Here is a 22,345-nt window from a genome sequence, read left to right as displayed (position 1 = left end):
CCGGCCACGGGCTTGGAATTGCCGTCAAAGCATTGTATTGAGCCGCCTCCAAATCACCGGTCGTATCAGCGGCCGCGCAAGGCTTTGCCAGGATAAATTATGGAAACCGTACTGATCGTCGTCCACCTCATGGTCGTGCTCGCTCTTGTCGGCGTGGTGCTGCTGCAGCGCTCCGAAGGCGGCGGCCTCGGTATCGGCGGCGGATCGGGCTTCATGACCGCACGCGGCGCCGCCAACGCGCTGACGCGGGCGACGGCGATCCTGGCGGCGGCGTTCTTCGCCACCTCGCTGACCTTGTCGATCGTCGCCCGGTACGGCGAGAAGCCGATCGATATTCTCGATCGCGTGCCTGTGACGAACGGTGGGGGCGGCGTGCTCAACCAGTTGCCTGGCACCACGACGCCGACACCGCCGTCCGGCAGTACGGCGCCAACACCGCCTTCCGGCAATGATGCCGCAGCCCCGGCCCCCGCTGCACCGCCAGCGGCGGGAGCGACCACGCCGCCGGCCACAAACGGCGCTACCCCGCCAGTAACACCGCAGGTTCCAAACCAGTAATCAGCAGACGTCCGGCGCCGCGATCTGTTGTTGTTTGAACACAGTCGCGGCAAATGCCGCACGATCACGAGGATTCGACCGGGCGCGGCACGCCAGGGCGCTTGAGGCGTCTCCGATTAATCGATTATAGATTGCGCGCGGCACATTCGGGGTCCTTGGGGGACGCCGGGCGACGCCGTGGCAACAAGCATTGAACGATCGGATCTTCGCCATGCAGCTTCGCAGCTTCATTTTAGCCGGCCTTTGGGCCGTGCTCAGCCTTGGTGCGCCCGCTTACGCGGCCATGCCGGCGGGCAATTCGGCCCCTAAATCCGCAGTCACAACTGACTTCGTCTACGTCGCCGCCAAAAGCGACACGGCGCAACTCAAGCTCCTCAAGAAGAAAAAAGACCCGAGCGCGGCAGATCTTGCCCAGATCAGGAAGATCGAAGCCAAGATCGCGGCTGACAAGCAGTCTGCTCGAGTAAAGGCGATCGAGGCAAGGAAGCTGGCGATGCGCGAGGCGGCCAAAGCCAAGTCGGACGCGGAACGGCAGGCGTTTCTTGCCAGGAAGGGCCTCGTCAAGAAGGATAAGTCCGCTGGCAAGGCCAGGCTGGCCGATGCCAGGCCGGTCAAGATCATCGACCCGATTCAACCCATCGCCGCAATCCAGTCGGCCGAGGCAATTCCCGCCGAGGCCATGAACGTCGCGCTGACCGGCAACAACGGCGAATTGCGCAGCGAGCCGGTCGGACAGAAGCCCCAGCGCGTCGGGCTGTTCGCCGGCCTGTTCGGCGGCACGTCCTCGTCGATGTCGCTGCTCCCCGAGACCCGCGCCCTCGATGCCGCGCTCGCCAGCAAGGAAGCCAGGAAGCAGTTCAAGGTGAAGCCGGAGTTCGTGCCGCAAGAGGTCGAGTTCACCGGCTATAGCCCCGGCACCATCGTCATCGATACGAGTGCGCGCCGCCTCTATCTCGTCGAATCCTCCTGGACCGCCCGCCGTTATGCGATTGCGGTCGGTCGTGACGGCCTGCAGTTCAAGGGCACGGTCGCCGTCGGCGACAAGCAGGAATGGCCCCGCTGGATCCCGACGCTCGACATGCAGAAGCGTGAGCCGAAGAATTACGGCCGGTACAAGGACGGCATGCCCGGCGGCGGCGATAACCCGCTCGGCGCGCGCGCCATCTATCTCTACGACGGCAAGAAGGACACCCATCTGCGCATTCACGGCACCATTGCGCCGCAGTCGATCGGGACGAGCTCCTCCAACGGCTGTTTCCGCATGATCAACGAGCACGTCATGGACCTTTATCGCAGAGTGAAAGTGGGCACCAAGGTCGTCATCATCTGACGCCTTGACGGGTCAAACAAAAGGGCCGGCCTCGCCGGCCCTTTTGTTTTGGTTCGAGCATCACCAGGGCGCCTTCTTGGGAAAAAGCCTTCGCGGCGGTTTTTTCTCTGGCGGAATCAATTCGGCCGCGTTAAGCGATGACTCCCATGGCGCGATATGTATTCATCACAGGCGGCGTGGTTTCCTCACTCGGAAAAGGCATCGCTGCAGCGGCCCTTGGGGCTCTCTTGCAGGCGCGAGGCTATCGCGCGCGCATCAAGAAGCTTGATCCCTATCTCAATGTCGATCCCGGCACGATGTCGCCATACCAGCATGGCGAAGTTTTCGTGACGGATGACGGCGCCGAGACCGATCTCGATCTTGGCCATTATGAGCGCTTCACCGGCCGCTCGGCCAACCAGCAGGACAACATCACCACGGGTCGCATCTACAAGAACATCATCGAGCGGGAGCGACGCGGCGATTATCTTGGCGCCACCGTGCAGGTCATTCCGCATGTCACCGACGAGATCAAGAATTTCATTCTCAACGGCAATGACGATTATGACTTCGTCCTGTGCGAGATCGGCGGCACCGTCGGCGACATCGAGGCGATGCCGTTTCTGGAGGCGATCCGCCAACTTGGCAACGACCTGCCGCGCAACAACGCCGTCTACGTGCACCTGACGCTGATGCCCTATATTCCAACGGCGGGCGAATTGAAGACCAAGCCGACCCAGCATTCGGTCAAGGAATTGCGCGGCATCGGCATCGCGCCCGACATCCTGCTGGTCCGCGCCGACCGCCCCATCCCCAGGGAAGAGCGCCGCAAACTGTCGCTGTTCTGCAATGTGCGCGAGAGCGCCGTCATCCAGGCGCTCGATGTGCCGCACATCTACGACGTGCCGATGGCCTATCACAATGAAGGACTGGATTCGGAAGTGCTCGCCGCTTTCGGCATCGATCCGGCGCCGAAGCCGCGGATGGAGCCCTGGCAAGCGGTGTCCAAACGCATCCACAACCCGGAAGGCGAGGTGACCATCGCCGTCGTCGGCAAATATACAGGCCTCAAGGACGCCTACAAATCGCTGATCGAGGCGCTGTCGCATGGCGGTCTCGCCAACCGCGTCAAGGTCAAGCTCGACTGGATCGAGAGCGAGATATTCGAGAAGGAAGACCCGGCGCCGTGGCTGGAAAAGGTCCACGGCATTCTGGTCCCCGGCGGTTTTGGCGAGCGCGGCGCTGAAGGCAAGATCCTTGCGGCGAAGTTCGCCCGCGAGCGAAAAGTGCCGTATTTCGGCATCTGCTTCGGCATGCAGATGGCCTGCATCGAGGCAGCGCGTTCGCTGGCCGGCGTCAAGCATGCCTCGTCGACCGAATTCGGTCCTACCGAGGAACCGGTCGTCGGCCTGATGACGGAATGGCTGAAAGGCAACATGCTGGAGAAGCGCAGGGAAACCGGCGACCTCGGCGGCACCATGCGGCTCGGTGCCTATCAGGCGGACCTCGCCAGGGGCTCGAAGATCGCCGAGATCTATGGCGACACGCAGATTTCCGAGCGCCACCGCCACCGCTACGAGGTCAATGTCGACTACAAGGAGCGGCTCGAGGATTGCGGCCTGGTTTTTGCCGGCATGTCGCCGGACGGCGTGCTGCCGGAAACGGTCGAATATCCCGACCATCCCTGGTTCATCGGCGTGCAATATCATCCCGAGCTGAAAAGCCGGCCGCTTGACCCGCACCCGCTGTTTGCCAGCTTCATCGAGGCGGCGGTGGAGCAGAGTCGCTTGGTCTAAATCGACAGGCTATCGTGAGATATCCGGGCTAGCATGCAAACCTACGTCGCTTTGCTTTACAGCATCGTCCTGGGCGAGGGGCGGCGTGTCGTCATGTCCGATCTCAGGGCCATGACAGAAGGCTTGGGCCTGAACGACCCGCGCACGCTGGTGGCGACCGGCAATCTGGTTTTCGAAACGAAAGAAACAGAGATTGCCGCGCTGGAGCGCCGATTGGAGACGGCGTTCCAAAAGACCTTCGGCCGCCATGTCGACATCATCGTGCGCCGCGCAGATGACTGGTTGAAGCTTGCGGCCGGCAATCCGTTTCCCGCCGAATCGGCTGCCGCCGCGGATCAGGTAGCGGTGCGCGTGATGCGCAAGCCCGTTCCCGCTGAGGCCGTCGCGGCGCTGGAGGCCTATATCGGCAAGGATGAGCGGATGCAGGCCGTCGGCGGTGACATCTGGATCTTCTTTTCGCGCGAGACGCCAAGCTCGCGTCTTTTGGCGGCGATAAGCCATAAACGGCTCGGCATCGGCACCTCGCGCAACTGGAACACCGTGCACAAATTGGCCGAGATGGTCGGGGCATAGATCTCCCCCAAACAAGGGGCGACTTGTGTCAAGCCTTCGCGTGCCGGCTCCGGCGGAACTCGCCGTCTTCCCTGTCGAGCGCCTTCACGCGAGGGAACTGGCAACCGATTGATTTGCCGACTTGCCCAAAAGGCATTCAATGACAGTCGCGCCTATCGGCGCGTAACGGTTGATCGCTTCGCTTGTCACGTTTGGTGATTCGATTTCGGTCGAGTGATGTGAAAGACTTCGTTTTTGGCCCGACTTTTTTCACCATCGGGCCCTGTTTGCCGGAAACCACATGGTCAACAGTAAGTTTAAAAGGTTCGATCAGGCACATAGCGATCGACCGGGAGGAAACAATGGATCGCCTGCAATTCTTTACGCCTGTGCGGATTTCGCGCGGGCAGGAAAGTCCTGCCGAAGAAATTGATAGCGTAGCCGAAGCGATGGAGTTCTTGCGTAGATGGCCAATCGGCCGGCGTGGGCCAGTCTACCAATGCGCAGTGAATTGCTGCTCCGCGGCTCTGGCGGGCAGGATGTCCGCAGAGGAAGCAAGGAAGGCTTTTACCGGCTTCGCCCGCATCACGCGCTTGCTCGACGACGACATGGCTCTGCCGATAGGCGGCGGCAATGTTGATAGCGTGCATGCGCTGAGGCGATGAACGTTCCTATTTGGCCCCTGCCAGTAACGGGGCGTCGGCAAAGTCACAGCACCTCGAAAGTCACAGCACTTCGACCGGGGCAGCGAAGACGTAGCCAGCGCCCCGCTCGGTGACAATGAGTTTCGGCTCGCTCGGGCTGACCTCGAGCTTGCGGCGCAGTCGCAGTATCTGCACATCGATACTGCGGTCAAACACCTCTTCGTCGTGAATCCTGCTGGCAGCGAGAAGCTGCTCGCGGCTCAGGATTTGTTGCGGCAATTGCAGGAAGGCTGCCAGCAGGTTGAACTCGCCGGCGGTCAGCGGCGTCGCTTCGCCGACAGGCGACCTTAGGCGCCGCATCCGCATGTCGAGTTCCCAGCCGGCAAAGCGGTAACGCTTGGGCTTCTTGCCAGGCGACTGCTGGCGTGTTGACCCCGATCGCCGCAGCACGGCGCGAACGCGCGCAAGCAGTTCCCTGAGGCTGAAGGGCTCGCCGAGCGACTGCGCAGCGAGGCAGTCGAACAGCAGATGTGCATTATGCGCCCCTTGTCGGCGCATGGGCAAATACGCCGGCATGACGAAGGAGAGATCGATGCTCGACACTGCCATCAGCGAACACGCGGGGCATTTCGTCGATCCATACAATGTCGAGATGCTCGACGTGCTGGGACCTGTGGTCCAGTTTCTTACACCGCCGCGCGATGACGAGCCTTGCGTCATGCGCGGCACCATCCCGCCGGGTGTTGTCGTGCCGTTGCACAGCCACGCCGACCCGGAGACCTTCATCCAGATGTCCGGCGAGATCCAAGGGCTTTCGCAGTCGCCGGAAGGCTTCGTCTGGGTAGCCATCCGGCCGGGCGATATTTTCCACGTGCCGGGCGGGGCGAAGCACGCCTTTCGGAACCTGTCGACCGGGCCGGCCGTGATGATCCTCGTCAGCACGTCAACGATCGGCCGTTTCTTCCGGGAAATCGGCAAGCCGATCACCGGGGAAAGCAGGCATTCTGATCCTCCGTCAGCCGATGCGATGCAGCATTTCCTGAAGACTGCCGCGGCATATGGCTACTGGAACGCGACGCCGGAAGAGAATGCGAGTGTAGGTCTTTCACCAACGCCCCGCTGATCTGGAAGCGCCGGCAAAGCTTCCACGGCAGCACGCGGAGTCGCTGCGGCGATCTGTCAGGCGCGGTACCTGGCTCGGCGGCTTACGGGCCTGCTTCGAGGAAAGCCCTGGCAAACCCGGGTTGCGCTGCTTCTATCGTTCCATCGGGCAGCTTCAAAAGCCGGTCGATCGCGATGCCGTAGAGCCGCAGCCGATCGTCGAGCAGCCGCGCCGCCTCGTCGATACTGCCCTGCTCGGCCTTCAGCAGGGCGCGGTGCATTACATTCCGAAAGATCAGCCGCAGTTGCAAGAACATCTCGGCGAAGGCTTCCGGGTCGGGCACGTCGAAGATGCCTTCGTCGCTGCCTTTCCTGAGCAGATCGGTGATTATCGGCATGGCCAATTCCCTGGCCGCCTGGTCGACCCGATGGAAGAGGGCAAGGTTCTCGGGCCGGAACAGGACGAAAAATGTCTTGCGCATTTGCGGGGCAAGCTCGACGTTCAGCCGCCGCGAGCCGGCAAACAGGGCATTGAGCCGGCCAAGCCCATCGAGTGAGGGATCGTTGAGCACCGGCTGCAACTCGGTGAAGCTGTCGCGGGCAAGACGTGTGGCGAGCGCCTCCAGCAGGGCCTCTTTCGATGCGAAATAGTGGTAGAACGCGCCCTTCGACACGCCGGCCTCGCGGATGATGTCGTTCACCGTCGTGTTGTCGTAGCCGCGCTCGAAGAAAAGCCGCTGGGCGCAGTCGAGGAGCTCGGCGGATCGTATCTCCGGCGACTTTATCACTCGGGGCAAATCGAACCTCACAACGTGCAGGTGGAGCAAGAGGAGCACGAACCGGAGCTTTATGCAACTTTTATAGACCGACGGTCGGTCTGGTGCTACTATCTGTCACCGCAGGACATTCGGATTCGATCATGAAGGAGAGTCTCTTGCGACGGATACGCTGGACGGCCAGCATCGTTGTTGTCGCGGCCGCGGCTGCTTTCGGCGCCTGGTATCTGTGGCAACCGGCCAAGGTTTCGGTGGTGACGCCACAACGCGGCGACGCGGCGGAAATCGTTTACGCGAGTGGCTCCGTCGAGCCGCGAACCTGGGCCAAGGTAACTCCGGTGGTTCGCGAAAGGATCGTCGAGCAATGCAATTGCGAGGGGTCGAGGGTTGCACAAGGCGACGTGCTCGCCAGGCTTGACGACAGCGAGGCCCGGGCCGTGCTTGGCGAACTCGAGGCCCGTCAAGCGCTTGCCCAGGAAGAGCTCCGGCGGCTGACGGTGCTTGCCGAAAGGCGTGCGGCGAGCCAGCAGGCTCTCGATCGTGCGCAGAGCGAGCTCGGCCAGATCGAAGCGCTGGTCGCCGGACAGAAGGCGCGACTTGACTCCTACGTGTTACGCGCGCCGAGCGCCGGCGTCGTGCTCAGGCAGGACGGCGAGGTGGGTGAGGTCGCCGAACTCGGCACGGTGTTATTCTGGGTCGGCGAGCCGAGGCCGCTCCTGGTCGTCGCCGAGGTCAACGAGGAGGACATACCCCGGGTCGAGGTCGGCCAGCGCGCGCTGCTTAAATCCGACGCGTTCCGCCAGCAGAACCTGGAAGCCGTGGTCGACAGCATCACACCCAAGGGCGATCCGGTGACGAAGACCTTTCGCGTCCGTTTCCGCCTGCCGGACGATACGCCGCTTCGTATCGGCATGTCGACCGACGTGAACATCGTCATCCGCGTTTCGAAAAATGCGCTGTTGATCCCGTCCGTTGCCGTGGACGGGAATAAGGTGTTCGTCGTCGAAGGCGACAAGGCCTGGCGACGTGAAATCCGAACCGGCATTCGCGGCACCAATGGCATCGAGGTCCTGTCGGGGCTCGATGAGAAGGCTCGCGTCATCTCGCCCTATCCCGCCGACCTCGCCGACGGCGCGCGCGCCAACATCACCGGCGCCCAGGAGCGATGAAGCACGATGCCGCTCATCTTCGACATCGCCCTCACGCACATTGCCGGCCGCGGTCGCCAGACGTTGGTTGCCGTGATCGGCGTTGCGGTCGGTGTCGGATTCTCCATTGCCATGGCGGCGCTGATGCAGGGTGGGCAGACGATTTCGTCAGGCAGCTCGTCGACACGATGCCGCATATCGACATCACCGACGAGCAGCGCACAGCCCGCCGTCAACCGGCCGAGGATGCTTTTGCGACTGTGGCGATTTCCGGGCTCAGGCCGCGCGACGATCGCCGTGGCATCATCAACCCGACCGCCGCGACCTCCTGGCTGGAGAGCTGGATTCCCGGTCGGTTCGCGGCAAGCCTCAAAACGCAGGGTGTGATCCGCTTTTCCAGCCGCGAAGTCGGCGCGGCGATCATTGGCATCGAACCGGAGCGCGAGTCCGGCGTGTCGCCGATTGTCGGAAACTTCGTCGAAGGCAGCTTTTCGGCGCTTGCCGCGGGCGGCAACAACGTGCTCATCGGCGACACGATGGCGAGCCGGCTCGGCGCCGGGTTCGGCGACACGATAACGGCGGTTTCTGCCGAGGGACTGTCGCGCAACTTCAAGATCGCCGGCCTGTTCCACACCGGCACCACCGCGCGCGACGAAGGCGAGGCCTATGTGCTTCTGAAAAACGCGCAGATCCTCTCGGCGCGTCCGAACGCCATCAACGAGATCCGCATCAAGCTCGACGATCCTGACCGCGCTCCGGCGGTGGCGCAGCGTGCCGAGGCCGAACTGGGCTACAGGGCGGTGGCGTGGCAGGAGGCCAATGAATCGATCCTCGAAGCGCTCGTCGTACGCAACGTCATCATGTACACCGTTGTCGGCGCGATCATGCTGGTCGCTGGCTTCGGCATCTACAACATCATCTCCACCATCACGCACGAAAAGGCGCGCGACATCGCCATCATGAAGTCGCTTGGCTTCCCGGAGTCCGACATGCGCCGGCTCTTTCTGCTGGAAGGCGTCGCGATCGGCGCTGCCGGCTCCGTGCTCGGCGGGCTGCTCGGCGTCTCCATGACCTATGCGCTGTCGCTGGTGCGTTTCGAGATCGCCGCGACCGGCCAGGAGATGACCCGGCTGCCGATCGCCTGGAGCTTGATGCACTACGTCATCGCGTCGGCTTTCGCGCTGGGCTCGGCGGCAGTGGCCGGCTACCTGCCGGCGCGTCGTGCGGCGCGCCTGAACCCCGTCGAGATCATCAGAGGCGCGTCATGAGCGCACTCATCGAGACCGAGAAACTCACCCGCGTGTTGCCCGAGACGGTTCCCGTCACGCTGGTCAAGGACATCACGCTGGCGATCAACGAAAGGGAATTCGTCGCCGTCACCGGTCCCTCCGGCTCCGGAAAATCGTCATTGCTCTATCTGCTCGGGCTGCTCGACCGGCCGACCGCCGGGACGTTGACAATAGGCGGCCGCGACGCCGAGCCGATGAATGAAAGGGAGCGCGCGCGGACCAGGCTTTCGATGCTGGGCTTCGTGTTCCAGTTTCATTTTCTGCTGCCGGAGTTCACGGCGCGCGAAAATGTCGAAATACCAATGCGCAAGCTTGGCCGTCTGGCGCGGCATCAGATGCGGGAACGGGCCGGTGAGCTGCTTTCATCCCTGGGGCTCGGCGAACATCTCGACAAGCGGCCTGACCAACTCTCGGGCGGCCAGCGTCAGCGCGTCGCGGTAGCACGCTCGCTCGCCAACGACCCGCCGCTTATCCTTGCCGATGAGCCGACAGGGAGCCTCGACAGCAAGAGTTCCGAGCAGGTCTTCGCAATCCTGGAGAATCTGGTGCGCGAGCGCTGCAAGACCGTCGTGGCAGTTACGCATGATCTCGACATGGCGGCGCGTATGGATCGCCGCATTCACATCGTGGACGGGAAGATCGGCTGAACCGAAACCAATCGGCGTTGATGGGATCAGGCATGGCGCGAGCCTGTCCAATGATCACCGGGTCGCGATCAGGACACTCGCGCTGCGCCGAAATTGGCCTCGAGCCAGGCTATTGCCTCGGTCACGTCGTCGAGACCATAGCTTGCAACCGTCGGCCCGCGCGGCTTCACGCGGATAGAGATGCCGTTGGCCTCGTTTATTGCCTCGAAACCGTTTTCGTCCGAGGTGTCATCTCCGAGGAATACGGGCCGCCGGCCGGCAAAGGGCTGGATTTCCATGAAACGCCGGATGGCAGCTCCTTTGACGGCTTCCAGCGGCATGAGTTCAACGCCAGCGTTTCCCGCAATCACGCGGTACCCGGGCGGGAGCTGCGTCAATGCCTGTTCGACAAGCTGCGTTGCCCGGGCAAGCAGTTGCGGCGCAGCGCGGGTATGGATGGCCAAGACCGGCCCCTTGCGCTCGACATAGACCTTGCGTCCACCCAATTCGGCCTCAATCTCGTCGGCAAGAGCCGCGATATCCGCCGGAGCGTCGGCAATGTCGACTTGACCGTCCGGCCTCAACCGATGCTCGAGCCCGTACAGCCCTGCAACGCGCAGCTTCAGGGGATGAAACAATCTGTCCACGGCAGCGACCGAACGTCCGGTGATGAAGGCGAGGGCGCCGCCCAGCCTTCGCTCGATATTTCCGAGAAGCTGACGCAGTTCATCACCGACGAAGACAGCGTCGGGATGAGCGGCATGTTCCAGCAAGGTGCCGTCGATATCGAGAAAAAGCGCCCATTGCCCTTCCGGCAGGTCGGGGGCCAGCGGCAGTCGAAGGTCCGTCACGACGCCGCCTTTCGTGCCCGCTCGAAGATGGAAACGACGTTGTTGCTGTTGGATGGCCGCTCGCCGTTGCCGGTCACCCCGCGCTTGCGAAGGCGCGCAGCGTCCAGCAGCATGCTGCCGGCCCAGCGATAGACGTTGTTGTCGCGGACCATCTCGCGCATGGGGCGCATGCGCTCGCGCTGCTCGTCCGGTGCCATGGTCAGCGCCTGCAGCAGCGCCTCGCTCATCATGGTCGCATCAAAGGGGTTGACGATCAGTGCCTCCAGGAGTTCGCGCGAAGCGCCGGCAAAGGTGCTGAGCAGCAGCACGCCCTGTTCGTCGTCGCGCGCCGCGACGAATTCCTTGGCCACCAGGTTCATGCCGTCATGCAGGCTGGTGACCATGCATATGTCGGCGGCGCGATAGATCTCGTAGACCTGCTCCTGCGAGTGATGTTCGGCGAGCATCAGGACGGGACTGTAGTTCTCGCCGCCATAGCGCTGGTTGAGCTCTTCGGCATGGCGAAGGCATTCGTCATGAAGTTGCCGGTAGGCCGGCAATGTGCCCCGGCTCGGCGCCGCGACCTGCAGGAAAACCACTTTGCCTACCCATTCGGGATATCGCGTGAACAATTCGTCCAAGGCCTGAAAGCGATCGGGAATGCCTTTGGTGTAGTCGAGGCGCTCGACGCCGACGCACAGTTTGACGTTCGCCGGCAGCCCGAATCTTTCGCGGACACGGGCACGGCATTCCTCGACAGCCGGCAATCTTGCCAGCAGTTCGGCCGGCCATTCTATGGAAATGGGGTAAGCGTGGACCAGCGTCGTTTGCCCGCCATGGGAGATCGCCGCGTCCGCCCGTTCTATCCGGCTTTCCAGGATGCGATCGACGCTCTCGGTGAAATTATTGGCATGAAACTGCGTATGGAAGCCGATGATGGAGCTGCCGAGCAAACCTTCCAGGATCCGTTCACGCCATGGGCAGATGCTGTACACTTCGGAGTTGGGCCATGGGATATGCCAGAAAGTAATGATGATCGCCTCGGGCAGGCGCTCACGGATCATGCGCGGCAAGAGCGCGAAATGGTAGTCCTGAACCAGCACGATCGGCCGCTCGTTGCGCGCTTCGGCAACCACCGTATCGGCGAACTTCCGGTTGACGGCCTCATAGACCTGCCAGTCCGAGGCGCGAAAAATCGGGCGGGTGAAGGCGATATGACAAAGCGGCCACAGACCTTCATTGGCGAAGCCTAGATAATAGGCCTGGTATTCTTCCTCGGTCAGCCAGACCCTGCGCAGCGTGTAGGACGGATTGCCGGGCGGCACCTCGACCCGGTCGTTCTCGTCGACGGTGAGACGGTCCGCTGTTCCGCCGCCATACGCAATCCAGGTGCCGGCACAGGCGCGGGTGATCGGCTCAAGTGCCGAAACCAGCCCGCTGGCCGGCACCAGGAGCTCGATGCCATCATCCCTGGTGTTGTGGATGTAGGGCTCGCGGTTGGATACGACGATCACCTGCGTCTCCGGCAGATCGTCGGCCAGGATCTTGCGCAACGTGTCGGGCGACCATGTGATCAGCGCTGCATCGGCCGAGTGGCCATTCTTTTCAAACTCCCGCAGCACCGTGCGAGCCGCTTCCGAAGCCAGGTCATCGCCTGAGGAGGATGCGGCCGCAGGTATGTGGCGCCGGCGGGATATCGAGAACACCAGGGCAACAGCGGAAAGGCCAAGGCTTGCAATGATTAGAACCCAGAGTACCTCTATGCCAAAGTCTGACATGGGAACAACGATCTTCTCCGGCCGGTCGGTGGCCATTTTGTTTGTTTTTCGAAATTCGCAGCCGCTAATCAGCTGCCGTGCGTCGGAACGCTCGGACGGGCCATCGGTTCCGCTAATTGCAGCCCCGCGGCTGGTTCCATGCGAAAAGCCAAGCTAGGTCCGCACGACGAGCGGCACCAACCCCTCATGCCGTTCGGCGAGAAAGGCGACGACCCTGTCGCCGACACGCTGGAATGTCAGATCCACCTTCCTGGTGCCAACGCCAAGATGCCTCAGCGTGAGCGTGTCGATACCAATCGGCAGCCTGGGACGGGTGACGTGGATTTCGCCGTCCCAGCCGTCGATCTCGAGGCCGAGGCAGGCCTGCATCAGCATGAAGGCAGAGCCAGCCGACCACGCCTGCGGCAGGCAGGCGACGGGATAGGCGATCGGCGCTTCGCCCGGCGCGCGGGTAAAGCCGCAGAACAGTTCGGGCAGCCGCATGTTGAAATGGACAGCCGATTCGAAGGTGCTGCTCATCAGCCGGATCACGCTTTCACGCTCGCCAAAGCGTGCCAGACCGGCGCCGCACATGGCAGTGTCATGCGGCCAGATCGAGCCGTTGTGGTATGACATCGGGTTGAAGAACACAGCATCGTCAGCGAGCGTCCTCAGCCCCCAGCCGGAATGGAAGGACGCCGAAAGCAGCTGGTCGGCGACCATCTGCGCCCGTGCCGGCGCGGGGAGGCCGACATAGAGAAGGTGGCCGACATTAGACGTCCGCACCTTGCAGGGCTCGCCGGCACCGTCGATCGCCAAGGCATAGAAGCCGAGATCGTCCAGCCAGAAATGGCGTTCGACAGCGGCGCGCATGGCCTCGGCGCTGCTCTCCCAATGATCGGCCCTGTCGATCTCGCCGCGGCGACGGGCGAGCGCCGCCAACCCCTGGAACGCGGCAAAGGCATAGCCTTGCACCTCCACCAGGGCGATCGGTCCCCTGGGGGTTCGGCCGTCGGCATGGAAGACGGAATCGCTGCTGTCCTTCCATCCCTGGTTGGCGAGGCCGGACTCGGCGGCACGCTGATAGGTGACGAAGCCGGTCGGCCGGCTTGCCTCCTCGATCCATTCAGCCGCAGCGCAGAGCGACGGCCACAGGCCGTCGACGAACGCCATGTCACCGGTACGGTCCGCATAGGCGCAGGCGAGATGGATGTAGAGTGGCGTCGTGTCGACACCGCCATAGTAGCGGCCGAAGGGGAGTTCCCGCAGCGCCGCCATTTCGCCTTTGCGGGTCTCGTGCATGATCTTGCCCGGCTGCGAATCGCTGAACGGCGATGTCTCCGTCGCCTGGTGCTGGGCAAGGAAGGCCAGCACGCCTCGCGCCAAGCCCGGGTTGAGCCACAGCATCTGCAAGGCGGAGATCACGCCGTCGCGGCCGAACGCCGTCGAAAACCAAGGGATGCCCGCATAGGGGTAGGGTCCGGTCGTAAGCTCGGTGGTCAGCAGCGCCACATCCGCGCGGGCGCGCTCGACCCAATCGTTGAAGACGCGCCCGGAACTGTGCATCGTAGCACCATGGCGGCGCTTGGCCCGCATGCCGAAGCGAGCCCGGGCCGCGGCGGCGCGGAAGCGATCGCGGTTCGGCGTTTCCGCCATTTCGGGACCGACTTCGACATACAGCACCTTGCTGCTGCGCCTCGTCACGGCAATCAGGAAGTCGGCTCGGTCGCCCGTCAGCTGGTCCGGCGCCTGCGAGAACGATATCGCCGACATCCGCGCCAGCCCGTCCAACCCGTCGTAGCGAAGCAGCACGCAGGTCGCGTCCGTCTTGGCAGCATGGGCCATGCCGCGCTTCAGCCTTGTCGATCCGCGCACTTCGAACATGTCGCGGAAATCGGCGGCAAAATACAGCGAAACGCGGATGGTGGAGTGTTCCTGGCTGTAGTTGGAAAGGGTGATGCGTTCAAACAGCCGGTCCTGCCAAAGCAGCCTGACGCGTTCGATATGGATCGCGCCCTGCGGAATGTCCCGGCCGCGGACGCTCTGCATCGGCAGATTGGTCAGGTTGGAGGTGAAGAGCACATTGTCCTGGCTGAGCGACGCACCGAGCAGCGATGTCTGCCGGTCGCCGACGGTGAGCCGGAATTCGGAAAGCACTCGCGTGTCGTCACGGAAGAAACCGTCGCCGGCGCCGCGGATATCGCCGTAGGCGTCGGACACGGCAAAACAATCGCCTTGCTTGAGGGCGAACAGCCGATGCGGCTCTCGAGGTGCGGTGGCGTCCAGGGACGCAAGTGCTACCGCGGGATCAAGCTGGCGCTCGTCGAGTTGGGCCATTCTCTACATATCCCTCTCGTTTCGCCCCCTGAGGTAATGCCGCTCACGACGCTCTTGCTTCGGCCGAGGCGCCGATCAGGCGCGCATAAGCGGAAACATAGTCGCGGGTCATTCTTTTGGCAGAAAACCGCCTTTCGAAGACAGTTCGCACCTTCCGCCTGTCGAGCCGCAGCAGGTCGGGCAACGACGCAACCGCGCCTTGCATGGAATCCACGATAAAACCGGTCACGCCTTGATCGACGATTTCCGGCAAGGCGCCGGATTTCCAGGCGATCACCGGCGTGCCGCAGGCCATCGCTTCTATGACGGCAAGACCGAACGGCTCCGGCCAGTCGATCGGGAATACGAGGCCGGCCGCCTTGCCGAGGAATTCCGCCTTCTTGTCTTCCTCGATCTCGCCGACATAGTCGACACGATCACCATCGACCAGCGGCTCGACCATTTTGCGGAAATAAGCCCGGTCGTCGTCGCCGATCTTTGCTGCAAGCTTCAGTTTCAGCCCCGAGCGCAGCGCGATCTCGATGGCACGATCCGGACGCTTGTCGCGCGACATCCGGCCAAGGAAGGCGAGGTAGGGCTCCCCTGGGCTCGGCTCGAAAACCGGCTTGTAGAGTTCGGTCGGCAGCCCGTGGTGGATCGTCGCCAGCCAGTTGGCGTCGGCCAGCCCCGTCCTTTGGCTGCCGGACACGGAGATCATCGGAAAGCGCGGAAAACGCTCATAGGCCGGCGCCAGATCGACGTAGTCGAGCCTGCCATGAGGCGTCGTCACCGTCCGCTCATGGATGTGCTCGAAGAAGGAAAAATGCAGGAAATGGCTGAGGTGGAAGTGAATGATATCAAATTCTTGAGCTCGTTTCCTCACCTCGGAAAGCATCGAAAGGTGCGCGGCTGTCTCGGATTTCAGCGGGCTTGGGTCAAGACGTAGCGCACGCTCGCGGCACGGCACTAATTTTGCCGAGGTCCTTGTATCGCCACTGGCGAACAAAGTTACGTCATGGCCTAGCTCCACCAACCCTTCAGTCAGATAGGAGACAATGCGCTCCGTGCCTCCATAGAGCCGAGGCGGCACGGATTCGTGGAGCGGCGCCACATGGGCTATTTTCATAGGCTGGCATTTCCCAGAAAGATCATCGCTGGTGTCGAAATGCACCACTCCCCCGAACGTTCCGCAGCGGCAAGAAGTCGGGCGATGACTGGCGATTCACCTAGCCGGCCCGCTGCCGTTTATCAAGGCCGTGGGGTTTTTTCCGGGAACCAATTGGCTGACCGTGAATTTAACTAGGTTCGATCGAACGCATCGCGATCGACGGGAGGAAAAGATGAATCGCCTGGAATTCTTTACGCCGGTGCGAATTGCGCGCGGGCACGGAGAGCCTGTGGAAGAAATCGACAATGTCAGCGAAGCGATGACGTTTTTGCGCCACTGGCCGAAAGGTAGGCGCGGCCCGGTGTATCAATGCGCGCTGAATTGCTGCGCTGCGGCACTGGCAGGTCAGATGTCTGCCGAGGAAGCAAGAAAGGCTTTTAAGGGCTTTGCCCGGATCACCCGGCTCCTGGATGACGACATAGCGCTGCCGATACGCGGCGAAAGGACGGACAGCGCATACACGCCGAGGCGATAGACGCCTGCGCTCCCAGGTGCCAGTTTACCGACCAGCCCAGTTGGCGAGCAGCATTACCGCGACAGCGGCGATCTGCGTCGGTGCGCAGGATGCCCGGGCGCCCGGATCCAGGCCGACCCCAAAATCATGGCAAGACCGAAATGCGCCCCAGAAGAGCCACCAGTTCCGCCTGACGTCTCGTTTCGGTCTTGGCGAACAGCGAGGCAAGCTGTGAGCGGATCGTGGTGCGGCTGAGCCGCCAGCTGCGGGCGATCTCCAACGGCGCATCGCCCTGAGCCAAACGCAGAGCCAGATGCGTTTCCGCGGTCGTCAGGCTAAACATCCTTTGCAGTGTCTGAGGGTTTGGCCCCGACCTGTTCACACGGCCAAGCAATGCCACGATGCTCGTTCCATCGGGGGCGATAAGACCGTTCTCTTTCAGTACCACCGGCCTGTCACCTGTGTTGCGGATCACCACCCAGGAAAGGGAGCCGGGCAGGAAAGGCGCCGGGACATTTGCGACCAGCCGCCTTAGGGCTGCCGAAAGCACACTGGCTGTATCAGCCGCTTCGCCTTTGTGCTCCAGAGTGGGGCGCTCCGGCGTGGGGCGCTCCAGCGTGGTTAGAGCAGCCGCGTTCCATTCGATTACTTTTCTATCGCGGTCTAGTACGAGATAGCCACAGCCGAGGCGATCAAGCATGCCGGTGACGGATTCCAGGCTGCGTCTCCTTGGTTCGTCGCCCTCTGTCTCCGGCCGATCGGATGCACGAGCCGAAGGATAAGCATAGGAGGGCCGCGTCACCTGCGCGTCAGGGTTATACTTGGTTCCGGTCGTGATGTACCGGTCGCCCACAACGGCATCACTGTATCTATCGATCATAGCCATTTTCCAACCTCCCCAAAGGTCCATCAGCCCGTAGTAACTTGCCCGGGATTTACGAACAGTCTTCTTGCGCAGGGCTCGCAAAAAATGCGCTCCCTACTGTCTTGAAACTCGTTATATTCGGATGAGTTCTGTTCGCCCCTGTTTGATAAAATGCGCGCTGTGATAGTGGTATGGCAATCCCGCAGTCGGACTAGGTTGTACGTTTTTTGCTCTAGTCTCGATGGCCTAGTCAAAAGGTAGTAGTCTATGTCGATGAACTGGCAGTCGCGCAGGTCGGATTTGAACCCAACAGGCAGACTGCTAACTCACATTGCCTCCGCATCGGTGCTGGCTGCAACGCTGATATTTGAAACAAAAGCGTCAGCATACATCGGAGAAGGGTCGAGTTTCCTGGAATTTATTCCAGCTATTATTATCATTTCCTACCTTGAAGACCGTGGTCCTGCGCTTGCGGCGACGGTCCTGATGGTGGCTGCCGGCTTGTGGACACGAAGCACCCTGCATGGTCAGATCTCCGGCGAAGATTGGGCGCGCGCCATTCTGCTTCTGATTTCCGGTGGCGTGATTGCCATGACATTCCATCGGCTGCGGCAGGACGTGCGTGAGCTGCTGGAGGTAGCCGAAGCCAGGCTCGCTGCCGTCGAAGCAACCGAAAGCCGCTATCGTTGGGCTTTCGAGCGCGCCGCCATGGGGTTCGCAAACATCAACGAGAAAGGTGAGCTGCTGCAATCCAACAGACGCCTCAGCGAGATGACAGGCTACGAGGAGGACGAGCTTGCCCAACTGCAGCTGGAGACACTCGTTCACCCGGACGACCGTGATGCCTTGGCGCAATTGCTGGCTGGCCTGGGCAAAGACTCTGCTTCGTTCGCTTCGGAGGTGCGTCTGTCAAGAAAGAACGGTTCGGCATTCTGGGCGCGGCTAACGCTGTCTTTGTCCGTGCCCGACGGGGTTCTCTCAGAGACCATTTTCGTGGTGGTCGACGATATCTCGGGACGACGAGCCGTGCACGAAGCGCTTCGGGCTCAGAAGGAGTGGCTGGATCTCGCTTTGTCTGCTGGACGCCTGGCCACGTGGCGGATCGACCTTAAAGACGGCATCGTCACCGGTTCGGGTGCGTTCTGGGACATTCTCGGACTGCCCCCGGCCGGCAGCCGCCGGTTGGAGGAACTGTCGGCCGTCGTTCATCCGGCGGACTGGCCAAAGCTGGCTGTATCGAGAAAGCTCGCATCGGTCACCAACTACGACGTCGAGATTCGCGTCCGACGACCGGACGGACATATCCGCTGGGTTGCTCTGCGCGGAATGGAAGAGAAATACGATGATCGTCTACAGCGGCTCGGCGTGGCCGCCGACCTGACCGAGCGACGGCAAACCACGCTGCTGCGTGCCGCGGCAAAGAAGCGGGAGCGCATCATGCTCGAGCAACGCCACAGGTTCATCAACCTGTTCCCGGTGATCACGGCACTGGTGAACATGGTCAATGATCCCGAGGACAATATCGCCAGGTACAAGGAGACGCTCATCGACAGGATTCGTTCGCTCGAGGCAACGCATCTGCTCCTTTCGGGCAACAGCAGCGGGTCGGGGATGCTTCACGATCTCGTTGTCCAGGAGCTGCAACCGTATATGGGGACGCGCGAAATATCTGTCGGCGGTCCCACGGTTACGATGTCGGGAGGCGCCGCCGAGAGCTTTGCGATGATTGTTCACGAGCTTGCGACCAATTCCTTGAAACATGGAGCGCTTGGCGATTCAAAGGGCCGGGTCGAGGTAAATTGGACGTTCGCATCGGAAGATGCAGGCAGTGACATCGTGTTCGACTGGGTGGAATCAGGGCGGCGGCGGCGGCCTGCAAAAGTTGTCCGCCATGGTTTCGGTTCGATGATAATCGGAGTGGATGGGGCGCCGCTTGTCGGTCACTCTCCCAAGCTGGAGATGACGGATCACGGGCTGCGCTATTCGCTGCGGCTGTCGCGCAAGGAAATCGGACCTTGACGCCATCGGAAGCGTTTAACAGCGCCCCTTGCGTATCAAAAGAACGTGGTGCTCTAATTAATGGATATCCCTCGTTAACCACGTCTTCAGCATAACGGCAGCCTCCGTCCGATTCCGCACCCCAAGCTCACGCAAAACGGCAGCGGCATGGATTTTCGTCGTCGCTTCGGCAATCTCCAGATCGCGCGCGATTTCCTTGTTCGAATAGCCTTCCGCCATCAGCTTCAGGACCTCCTTTTGCCTCGAGGTCAGCCTGCCAAGATTGCCGGTGGTGGTGCGTCGGTGCGGGACAGGCTCGGCGGGAGCAGGTACGTGAGGTGTTGGCGCAGCACCGGGGCGCGACAGAAGTGCAGGGACGTAGATGCGGCCCGAGAGGATTTCGTTGACGGCCATGACGACCTCCTCGTCTTTTTGCGACTTTACGATATAGCCGTGGAGACCGATCGACAGAGCCGTGAGTATCTCCGAGCGTGAGTCGTTTCCGGAAACGATGGCAAATCGCGTATCCGGATAAGCCGACAGAATGCCGCTGAGCACTTCCTGATTGAACAATCCCGGCATGTTCAAGTCCAGGATCGCAAGATCAACGGACGCCTGCTCGGCCAGCAGACTGAGCGCGGCGTCGAAACACGACGCCTCGAATATCTCCACACCTGGAATGCCTGCGCTCAGAGCCAAGCGCAGGCCACGACGATACAGGCCGTGATCGTCGGCGATGACGATTCGATACATTGAACTACCCCAACGAAACCTGAATGGATTGAACGGTCACCGGCCTTTGGAGTCGTGGCCAATCACTCGTCATTCATCCAGTCAACGCCAGCGGTGCCCCAACACCGCAAGCCCAGCTTGCTAATATAATCCTAAAAGGCAGGTAAGGCTCCTCTTTTTTTGAACCCCGTCAACGGGAGCCGCCGAACACGTCGAATCATCCGTTCCTATCCTCCAGGACCATGTGCCAACGCCTTGAGACAGCGCCGACAGCTCGCGATCGCCAATGCCCATGGCGAGGCGTGTTTTTCGATTGCCGATCGGGAACTTAGTGATTTAACTTCCACACAATTGTCGGGCACCGCGACCGGCAAGACGGAAGGGGGCTGTCGTGAGCGAAGAGATCAGTGTTGCCGAAGCCTACCGCAAAGGCCGCACCATCTTCATGGGGCTGGAGTTGCTCATCGCGCCCGGTGCGCTCGTTCCCCGGCCGGAGACGGAGTTGCTCGGCACGACAGCACTTGATGTTCTGCGGCAAATGAACCTGTCGGCGCCGCGGGTTGTCGACATGTGCTGCGGGGCCGGCAATCTGGCCTGCGCCATTGCGCATTACGCCCCTGCCGCGCAGGTCTGGGCGAGCGATCTCACCGATGGATGCGTCGAGGTCGCGCGCCGCAACGTCGCCCATCACGACATGGCAGATCGCGTGTCGGTGCTTCAGGGTGACTTGTTCAGTGCTTTCTCGGGCTTGGAGCTCGACAGCACGATCGACGTGATCGTCTGCAACCCGCCATACATTTCGGAAAAGCGGCTCGAGGGCGACCGCGCGCATCTGACCGAGTTCGAGCCGCGTGAAGCGTTTGCAGCCGGCCCCTACGGCCTGAGCATCCATATGCGGGTGATCAAGGACGCGCCGCGCTACTTGCGGCGCGGAGGCATCCTGCTCTTCGAGGTCGGTCTCGGCCAGGACCGGCAGGTCATGCGTTTGCTGGAGCGCTCCAAGTCCTTCGAGGGGATCCGGGCGGTCACGAACCAAGCCGGCGAGGGAAGGGTGGTTGTGGGACATACTACGCCGTGAGCCTCAGCCATGCCGCAACGGCTGGGTCAATTCGCAGTGTTCACGCTTCTGGCGCGCTCCAGCAAAAAGCAAAAAAGGTGGCGCTTACTCGCGTCCCTGATCAGCTTTTTGGGCTTTTCTTGATTTATTCGGTGCTATTACAAGCCCGCTGTTGTCCGGGTTTGCGTCGGAGACAAAGCTGTATGCAAAGATGTGTCCCCGGTTCTCGTCGGTTACTCGGATCCAATCCTTTTCCCACCTTCGCAGCGTAACATGTCGATCTGTCGACATGGCGGCGGCTTTGAAGGGGCTCGGCGCGTTGATGACACGCACCGTAATCACGTCATCGCCCTCCATTTGTTCGACGAGGTACGTCTGCATAAAGGCCTCCCCAGCGCCCGTTGCAACCTTAACGTCAGCCAAAAAGTTCGGTTGCAGCGTAGCAAAGAGATTTTCGACAAATGTGACGAACCGACGAGGCGCGCGGGCGAGGGTTAGCCCTGGATCGACCAAGCGGCGCGCAGGTCGTTGGCTTGGGCGATCCTGACGCCGCAACCAGTCAGAGCGCCTTTGGTCGCTGTTACGAGCGCGGCATTGTCCTTGGCAGTCGTGCCGTCGGCCAGGGTAAAATTGTTCTCGAAGCCGACGCGGGCATGACCGCCCAGCAGCGCACCGGCCGTAACGCAAGCGGTTTCCTGCCGACCGAAGGCGCAGACCATCCAGTGCGCGAAGCGCGGGCGGTCCTGCGCAAGGAAGGGCAGCAGATCGGCCGGTCGCGAAACCTGTCCCGGCGTGTAGCGGCCGAGCACATAGAGCACCGGGATGTCGTTGAAAGGCACCAGCCCGCGCTGCTGCATGGCGGCCAGGGCCGACGCCTCTTCGGGCGCGTAAAGGATGATCTGAGGGGCGATCCGCTCGCTCTTCAACCACGCCAGGAACTGCGCGAAAGCGGTCTCATGGGCGGCGTCCGGCACCAGTTCACGCAGCGCCAGCGAAACCGCCTCAGGGCGGGCAGCGCGCACCACCGCCATCTGCTCGGCCGGCTGGTAGCGGCCGATCGCTTCGCTGGTGATCTGGATGATCAGCCGCTCGCCCACCGCATCACGTATCGCTTTCGTCGTCTCGCGATAAGCGTGCGCGTCGAGCAAATGGCCGCCGTCGCGGTCGCGGACATGGGTGTGGATCATGGCGGCGCCCGCCTCGAGGCAGGCGGCGGCGGTCCGGGCCAATTCCCAGGGGCCGATCGGCAGAGCAGGGTGGTCTTGCTTGCCACGCCGCCCACCATTCGGCGCAACGGCGATTGCCGTCGGTGCGATAAGTCCGGAGCCGGTCGCGTCCCTGTTGGCGGTCATAAGCTCAGTCCAATTGT

General features: G+C 62.0%; 21 protein-coding genes and 1 pseudogene. 12 read left to right on the top strand and 10 right to left on the bottom strand.

Going from position 1 to position 22,345, the window contains the following annotated elements:
* The first annotated feature begins 99 nt into the window (after positions 1–99).
* From secG to M727_RS0105820, 5 genes are all read left to right on the top strand, one after another.
* A complete protein-coding gene (gene secG / locus M727_RS0105840) occupies positions 100–558 on the top strand; it encodes a preprotein translocase subunit SecG (protein WP_027151881.1) in 459 nt (152 codons plus the stop codon).
* Between the two features lie 211 nt (positions 559–769).
* Entirely contained in the window at positions 770–1,888 is a 1,119-nt protein-coding gene (locus M727_RS0105835; protein WP_027151880.1) for a L,D-transpeptidase, read from the top strand.
* A gap of 137 nt (positions 1,889–2,025) precedes the next feature.
* Positions 2,026–3,663 (top strand): CTP synthase, encoded by a 1,638-nt coding sequence (locus M727_RS0105830; protein ID WP_084646645.1) that lies wholly within the window; start codon positions 2,026–2,028, stop codon positions 3,661–3,663.
* Positions 3,664–3,696: 33 nt separating this feature from the next.
* A complete protein-coding gene (locus M727_RS0105825; protein WP_027151878.1) occupies positions 3,697–4,236 on the top strand; it encodes a DUF1697 domain-containing protein in 540 nt (179 codons plus the stop codon).
* A gap of 341 nt (positions 4,237–4,577) precedes the next feature.
* Positions 4,578–4,880: a DUF982 domain-containing protein gene (locus tag M727_RS0105820; RefSeq protein ID WP_027151877.1), complete on the top strand. Its 303-nt coding sequence runs from the start codon at positions 4,578–4,580 to the stop codon at positions 4,878–4,880.
* Positions 4,881–4,940: 60 nt separating this feature from the next.
* Here M727_RS0105820 and M727_RS42935 read toward each other — a convergent pair whose 3' ends face one another.
* Positions 4,941–5,468: a winged helix-turn-helix domain-containing protein gene (locus tag M727_RS42935; protein ID WP_348627154.1), complete on the bottom strand. Its 528-nt coding sequence runs from the start codon at positions 5,466–5,468 to the stop codon at positions 4,941–4,943.
* Here M727_RS42935 and M727_RS0105810 point away from each other — a divergent pair.
* On the top strand, positions 5,452–5,982 hold the full coding sequence (locus tag M727_RS0105810; RefSeq protein WP_245268483.1) for a cupin domain-containing protein: 531 nt from the start codon (positions 5,452–5,454) through the stop codon (positions 5,980–5,982). The two genes, M727_RS42935 and M727_RS0105810, sit on opposite strands and share 17 nt — an antisense overlap.
* 82 nt (positions 5,983–6,064) lie before the next feature.
* On the opposite strand, the gene M727_RS0105805 is transcribed toward M727_RS0105810, so the two are convergent.
* The gene (locus M727_RS0105805) at positions 6,065–6,757 is read right to left on the bottom strand and encodes a TetR/AcrR family transcriptional regulator (protein WP_027151875.1); all 693 of its coding nucleotides are present in this window, start codon (positions 6,755–6,757) and stop codon (positions 6,065–6,067) included.
* Positions 6,758–6,879: 122 nt separating this feature from the next.
* Here M727_RS0105805 and M727_RS0105800 point away from each other — a divergent pair, with 122 nt between their 5' ends.
* From M727_RS0105800 to M727_RS0105790, 3 genes and pseudogenes are all read left to right on the top strand, one after another.
* Positions 6,880–7,905: an efflux RND transporter periplasmic adaptor subunit gene (locus M727_RS0105800; protein WP_036261595.1), complete on the top strand. Its 1,026-nt coding sequence runs from the start codon at positions 6,880–6,882 to the stop codon at positions 7,903–7,905.
* Positions 7,906–7,911: 6 nt separating this feature from the next.
* Positions 7,912–9,152, top strand: a pseudogene (locus M727_RS35945) (ABC transporter permease).
* The gene (locus M727_RS0105790; protein WP_027151873.1) at positions 9,149–9,820 is read left to right on the top strand and encodes an ABC transporter ATP-binding protein; all 672 of its coding nucleotides are present in this window, start codon (positions 9,149–9,151) and stop codon (positions 9,818–9,820) included. The pseudogene M727_RS35945 and the gene M727_RS0105790 overlap by 4 nt, the downstream one beginning before the upstream one ends.
* Positions 9,821–9,888: 68 nt before the next feature.
* On the opposite strand, the gene otsB is transcribed toward M727_RS0105790, so the two are convergent.
* From otsB to M727_RS0105770, 4 genes are all read right to left on the bottom strand, one after another.
* A complete protein-coding gene (gene otsB / locus M727_RS0105785) occupies positions 9,889–10,650 on the bottom strand; it encodes a trehalose-phosphatase (RefSeq protein ID WP_027151872.1) in 762 nt (253 codons plus the stop codon).
* Positions 10,647–12,407: a trehalose-6-phosphate synthase gene (locus M727_RS0105780; protein WP_027151871.1), complete on the bottom strand. Its 1,761-nt coding sequence runs from the start codon at positions 12,405–12,407 to the stop codon at positions 10,647–10,649. The genes otsB and M727_RS0105780 overlap by 4 nt, the downstream gene beginning before the upstream one ends.
* 153 nt (positions 12,408–12,560) lie before the next feature.
* Positions 12,561–14,723, bottom strand: coding sequence for an amylo-alpha-1,6-glucosidase (locus M727_RS0105775; RefSeq protein WP_027151870.1), 2,163 nt, complete (start codon positions 14,721–14,723; stop codon positions 12,561–12,563).
* A gap of 43 nt (positions 14,724–14,766) precedes the next feature.
* The gene (locus tag M727_RS0105770; RefSeq protein ID WP_027151869.1) at positions 14,767–15,828 is read right to left on the bottom strand and encodes a glycosyltransferase family 4 protein; all 1,062 of its coding nucleotides are present in this window, start codon (positions 15,826–15,828) and stop codon (positions 14,767–14,769) included.
* Between the two features lie 214 nt (positions 15,829–16,042).
* On the opposite strand from M727_RS0105770, the gene M727_RS0105765 reads away from it, so the two are divergent.
* Positions 16,043–16,345, top strand: coding sequence for a DUF982 domain-containing protein (locus tag M727_RS0105765; protein ID WP_027151868.1), 303 nt, complete (start codon positions 16,043–16,045; stop codon positions 16,343–16,345).
* Between the two features lie 124 nt (positions 16,346–16,469).
* Here M727_RS0105765 and M727_RS0105760 read toward each other — a convergent pair whose 3' ends face one another.
* A complete protein-coding gene (locus M727_RS0105760; RefSeq protein ID WP_027151867.1) occupies positions 16,470–17,210 on the bottom strand; it encodes a helix-turn-helix transcriptional regulator in 741 nt (246 codons plus the stop codon).
* 246 nt (positions 17,211–17,456) lie between these two features.
* On the opposite strand from M727_RS0105760, the gene M727_RS0105755 reads away from it, so the two are divergent.
* Entirely contained in the window at positions 17,457–19,208 is a 1,752-nt protein-coding gene (locus M727_RS0105755; protein WP_245268476.1) for a PAS domain S-box protein, read from the top strand.
* A gap of 57 nt (positions 19,209–19,265) precedes the next feature.
* Here the strand turns inward: M727_RS0105755 and M727_RS0105750 are convergent, their stop codons facing one another.
* Positions 19,266–19,940, bottom strand: a complete 675-nt coding sequence (locus M727_RS0105750) for a response regulator transcription factor (protein ID WP_027151865.1) — start codon at positions 19,938–19,940, stop codon at positions 19,266–19,268.
* 370 nt (positions 19,941–20,310) lie between these two features.
* Between M727_RS0105750 and M727_RS0105745 the strand changes: the two genes are divergently transcribed.
* Positions 20,311–20,997, top strand: a complete 687-nt coding sequence (locus M727_RS0105745) for a class I SAM-dependent methyltransferase (protein ID WP_027151864.1) — start codon at positions 20,311–20,313, stop codon at positions 20,995–20,997.
* A gap of 84 nt (positions 20,998–21,081) precedes the next feature.
* Here M727_RS0105745 and M727_RS41390 read toward each other — a convergent pair whose 3' ends face one another.
* Together M727_RS41390 and M727_RS0105735 are read right to left on the bottom strand one after the other, a co-directional pair.
* A complete protein-coding gene (locus tag M727_RS41390) occupies positions 21,082–21,357 on the bottom strand; it encodes a hypothetical protein (RefSeq protein ID WP_198032602.1) in 276 nt (91 codons plus the stop codon).
* 113 nt (positions 21,358–21,470) lie between these two features.
* The gene (locus M727_RS0105735; protein WP_051505534.1) at positions 21,471–22,328 is read right to left on the bottom strand and encodes a 3-keto-5-aminohexanoate cleavage protein; all 858 of its coding nucleotides are present in this window, start codon (positions 22,326–22,328) and stop codon (positions 21,471–21,473) included.
* Between the last annotated feature and the right edge of the window lie 17 nt (positions 22,329–22,345).

Source organism: Mesorhizobium sp. WSM2561, from assembly GCF_000513915.1.
Lineage (GTDB): Bacteria > Pseudomonadota > Alphaproteobacteria > Rhizobiales > Rhizobiaceae > Mesorhizobium > Mesorhizobium muleiense.
This window is presented reverse-complemented; position numbering and strand designations above follow the sequence as displayed.

What these genes read in the sequence shown, in the direction of transcription:
- secG (WP_027151881.1), top strand. Translation starts at nt 100, where the DNA reads ATGGAAACCGTACTGATCGTCGTCCACCTCATGGTCGTGCTCGCTCTT.
- M727_RS0105835 (WP_027151880.1), top strand. Translation starts at nt 770, where the DNA reads ATGCAGCTTCGCAGCTTCATTTTAGCCGGCCTTTGGGCCGTGCTCAGC.
- M727_RS0105830 (WP_084646645.1), top strand. Translation starts at nt 2,026, where the DNA reads ATGACTCCCATGGCGCGATATGTATTCATCACAGGCGGCGTGGTTTCC.
- M727_RS0105825 (WP_027151878.1), top strand. Translation starts at nt 3,697, where the DNA reads ATGCAAACCTACGTCGCTTTGCTTTACAGCATCGTCCTGGGCGAGGGG.
- M727_RS0105820 (WP_027151877.1), top strand. Translation starts at nt 4,578, where the DNA reads ATGGATCGCCTGCAATTCTTTACGCCTGTGCGGATTTCGCGCGGGCAG.
- M727_RS0105810 (WP_245268483.1), top strand. Translation starts at nt 5,452, where the DNA reads ATGCTCGACACTGCCATCAGCGAACACGCGGGGCATTTCGTCGATCCA.
- M727_RS42935 (WP_348627154.1), bottom strand. Translation starts at nt 5,468, where the DNA reads ATGGCAGTGTCGAGCATCGATCTCTCCTTCGTCATGCCGGCGTATTTG.
- M727_RS0105800 (WP_036261595.1), top strand. Translation starts at nt 6,880, where the DNA reads ATGAAGGAGAGTCTCTTGCGACGGATACGCTGGACGGCCAGCATCGTT.
- M727_RS0105790 (WP_027151873.1), top strand. Translation starts at nt 9,149, where the DNA reads ATGAGCGCACTCATCGAGACCGAGAAACTCACCCGCGTGTTGCCCGAG.
- M727_RS0105780 (WP_027151871.1), bottom strand. Translation starts at nt 12,407, where the DNA reads ATGTCAGACTTTGGCATAGAGGTACTCTGGGTTCTAATCATTGCAAGC.
- M727_RS0105775 (WP_027151870.1), bottom strand. Translation starts at nt 14,723, where the DNA reads ATGGCCCAACTCGACGAGCGCCAGCTTGATCCCGCGGTAGCACTTGCG.
- M727_RS0105770 (WP_027151869.1), bottom strand. Translation starts at nt 15,828, where the DNA reads ATGAAAATAGCCCATGTGGCGCCGCTCCACGAATCCGTGCCGCCTCGG.
- M727_RS0105765 (WP_027151868.1), top strand. Translation starts at nt 16,043, where the DNA reads ATGAATCGCCTGGAATTCTTTACGCCGGTGCGAATTGCGCGCGGGCAC.
- M727_RS0105760 (WP_027151867.1), bottom strand. Translation starts at nt 17,210, where the DNA reads ATGGCTATGATCGATAGATACAGTGATGCCGTTGTGGGCGACCGGTAC.
- M727_RS0105755 (WP_245268476.1), top strand. Translation starts at nt 17,457, where the DNA reads ATGTCGATGAACTGGCAGTCGCGCAGGTCGGATTTGAACCCAACAGGC.
- M727_RS0105750 (WP_027151865.1), bottom strand. Translation starts at nt 19,940, where the DNA reads ATGTATCGAATCGTCATCGCCGACGATCACGGCCTGTATCGTCGTGGC.
- M727_RS41390 (WP_198032602.1), bottom strand. Translation starts at nt 21,357, where the DNA reads ATGCAGACGTACCTCGTCGAACAAATGGAGGGCGATGACGTGATTACG.
- M727_RS0105735 (WP_051505534.1), bottom strand. Translation starts at nt 22,328, where the DNA reads ATGACCGCCAACAGGGACGCGACCGGCTCCGGACTTATCGCACCGACG.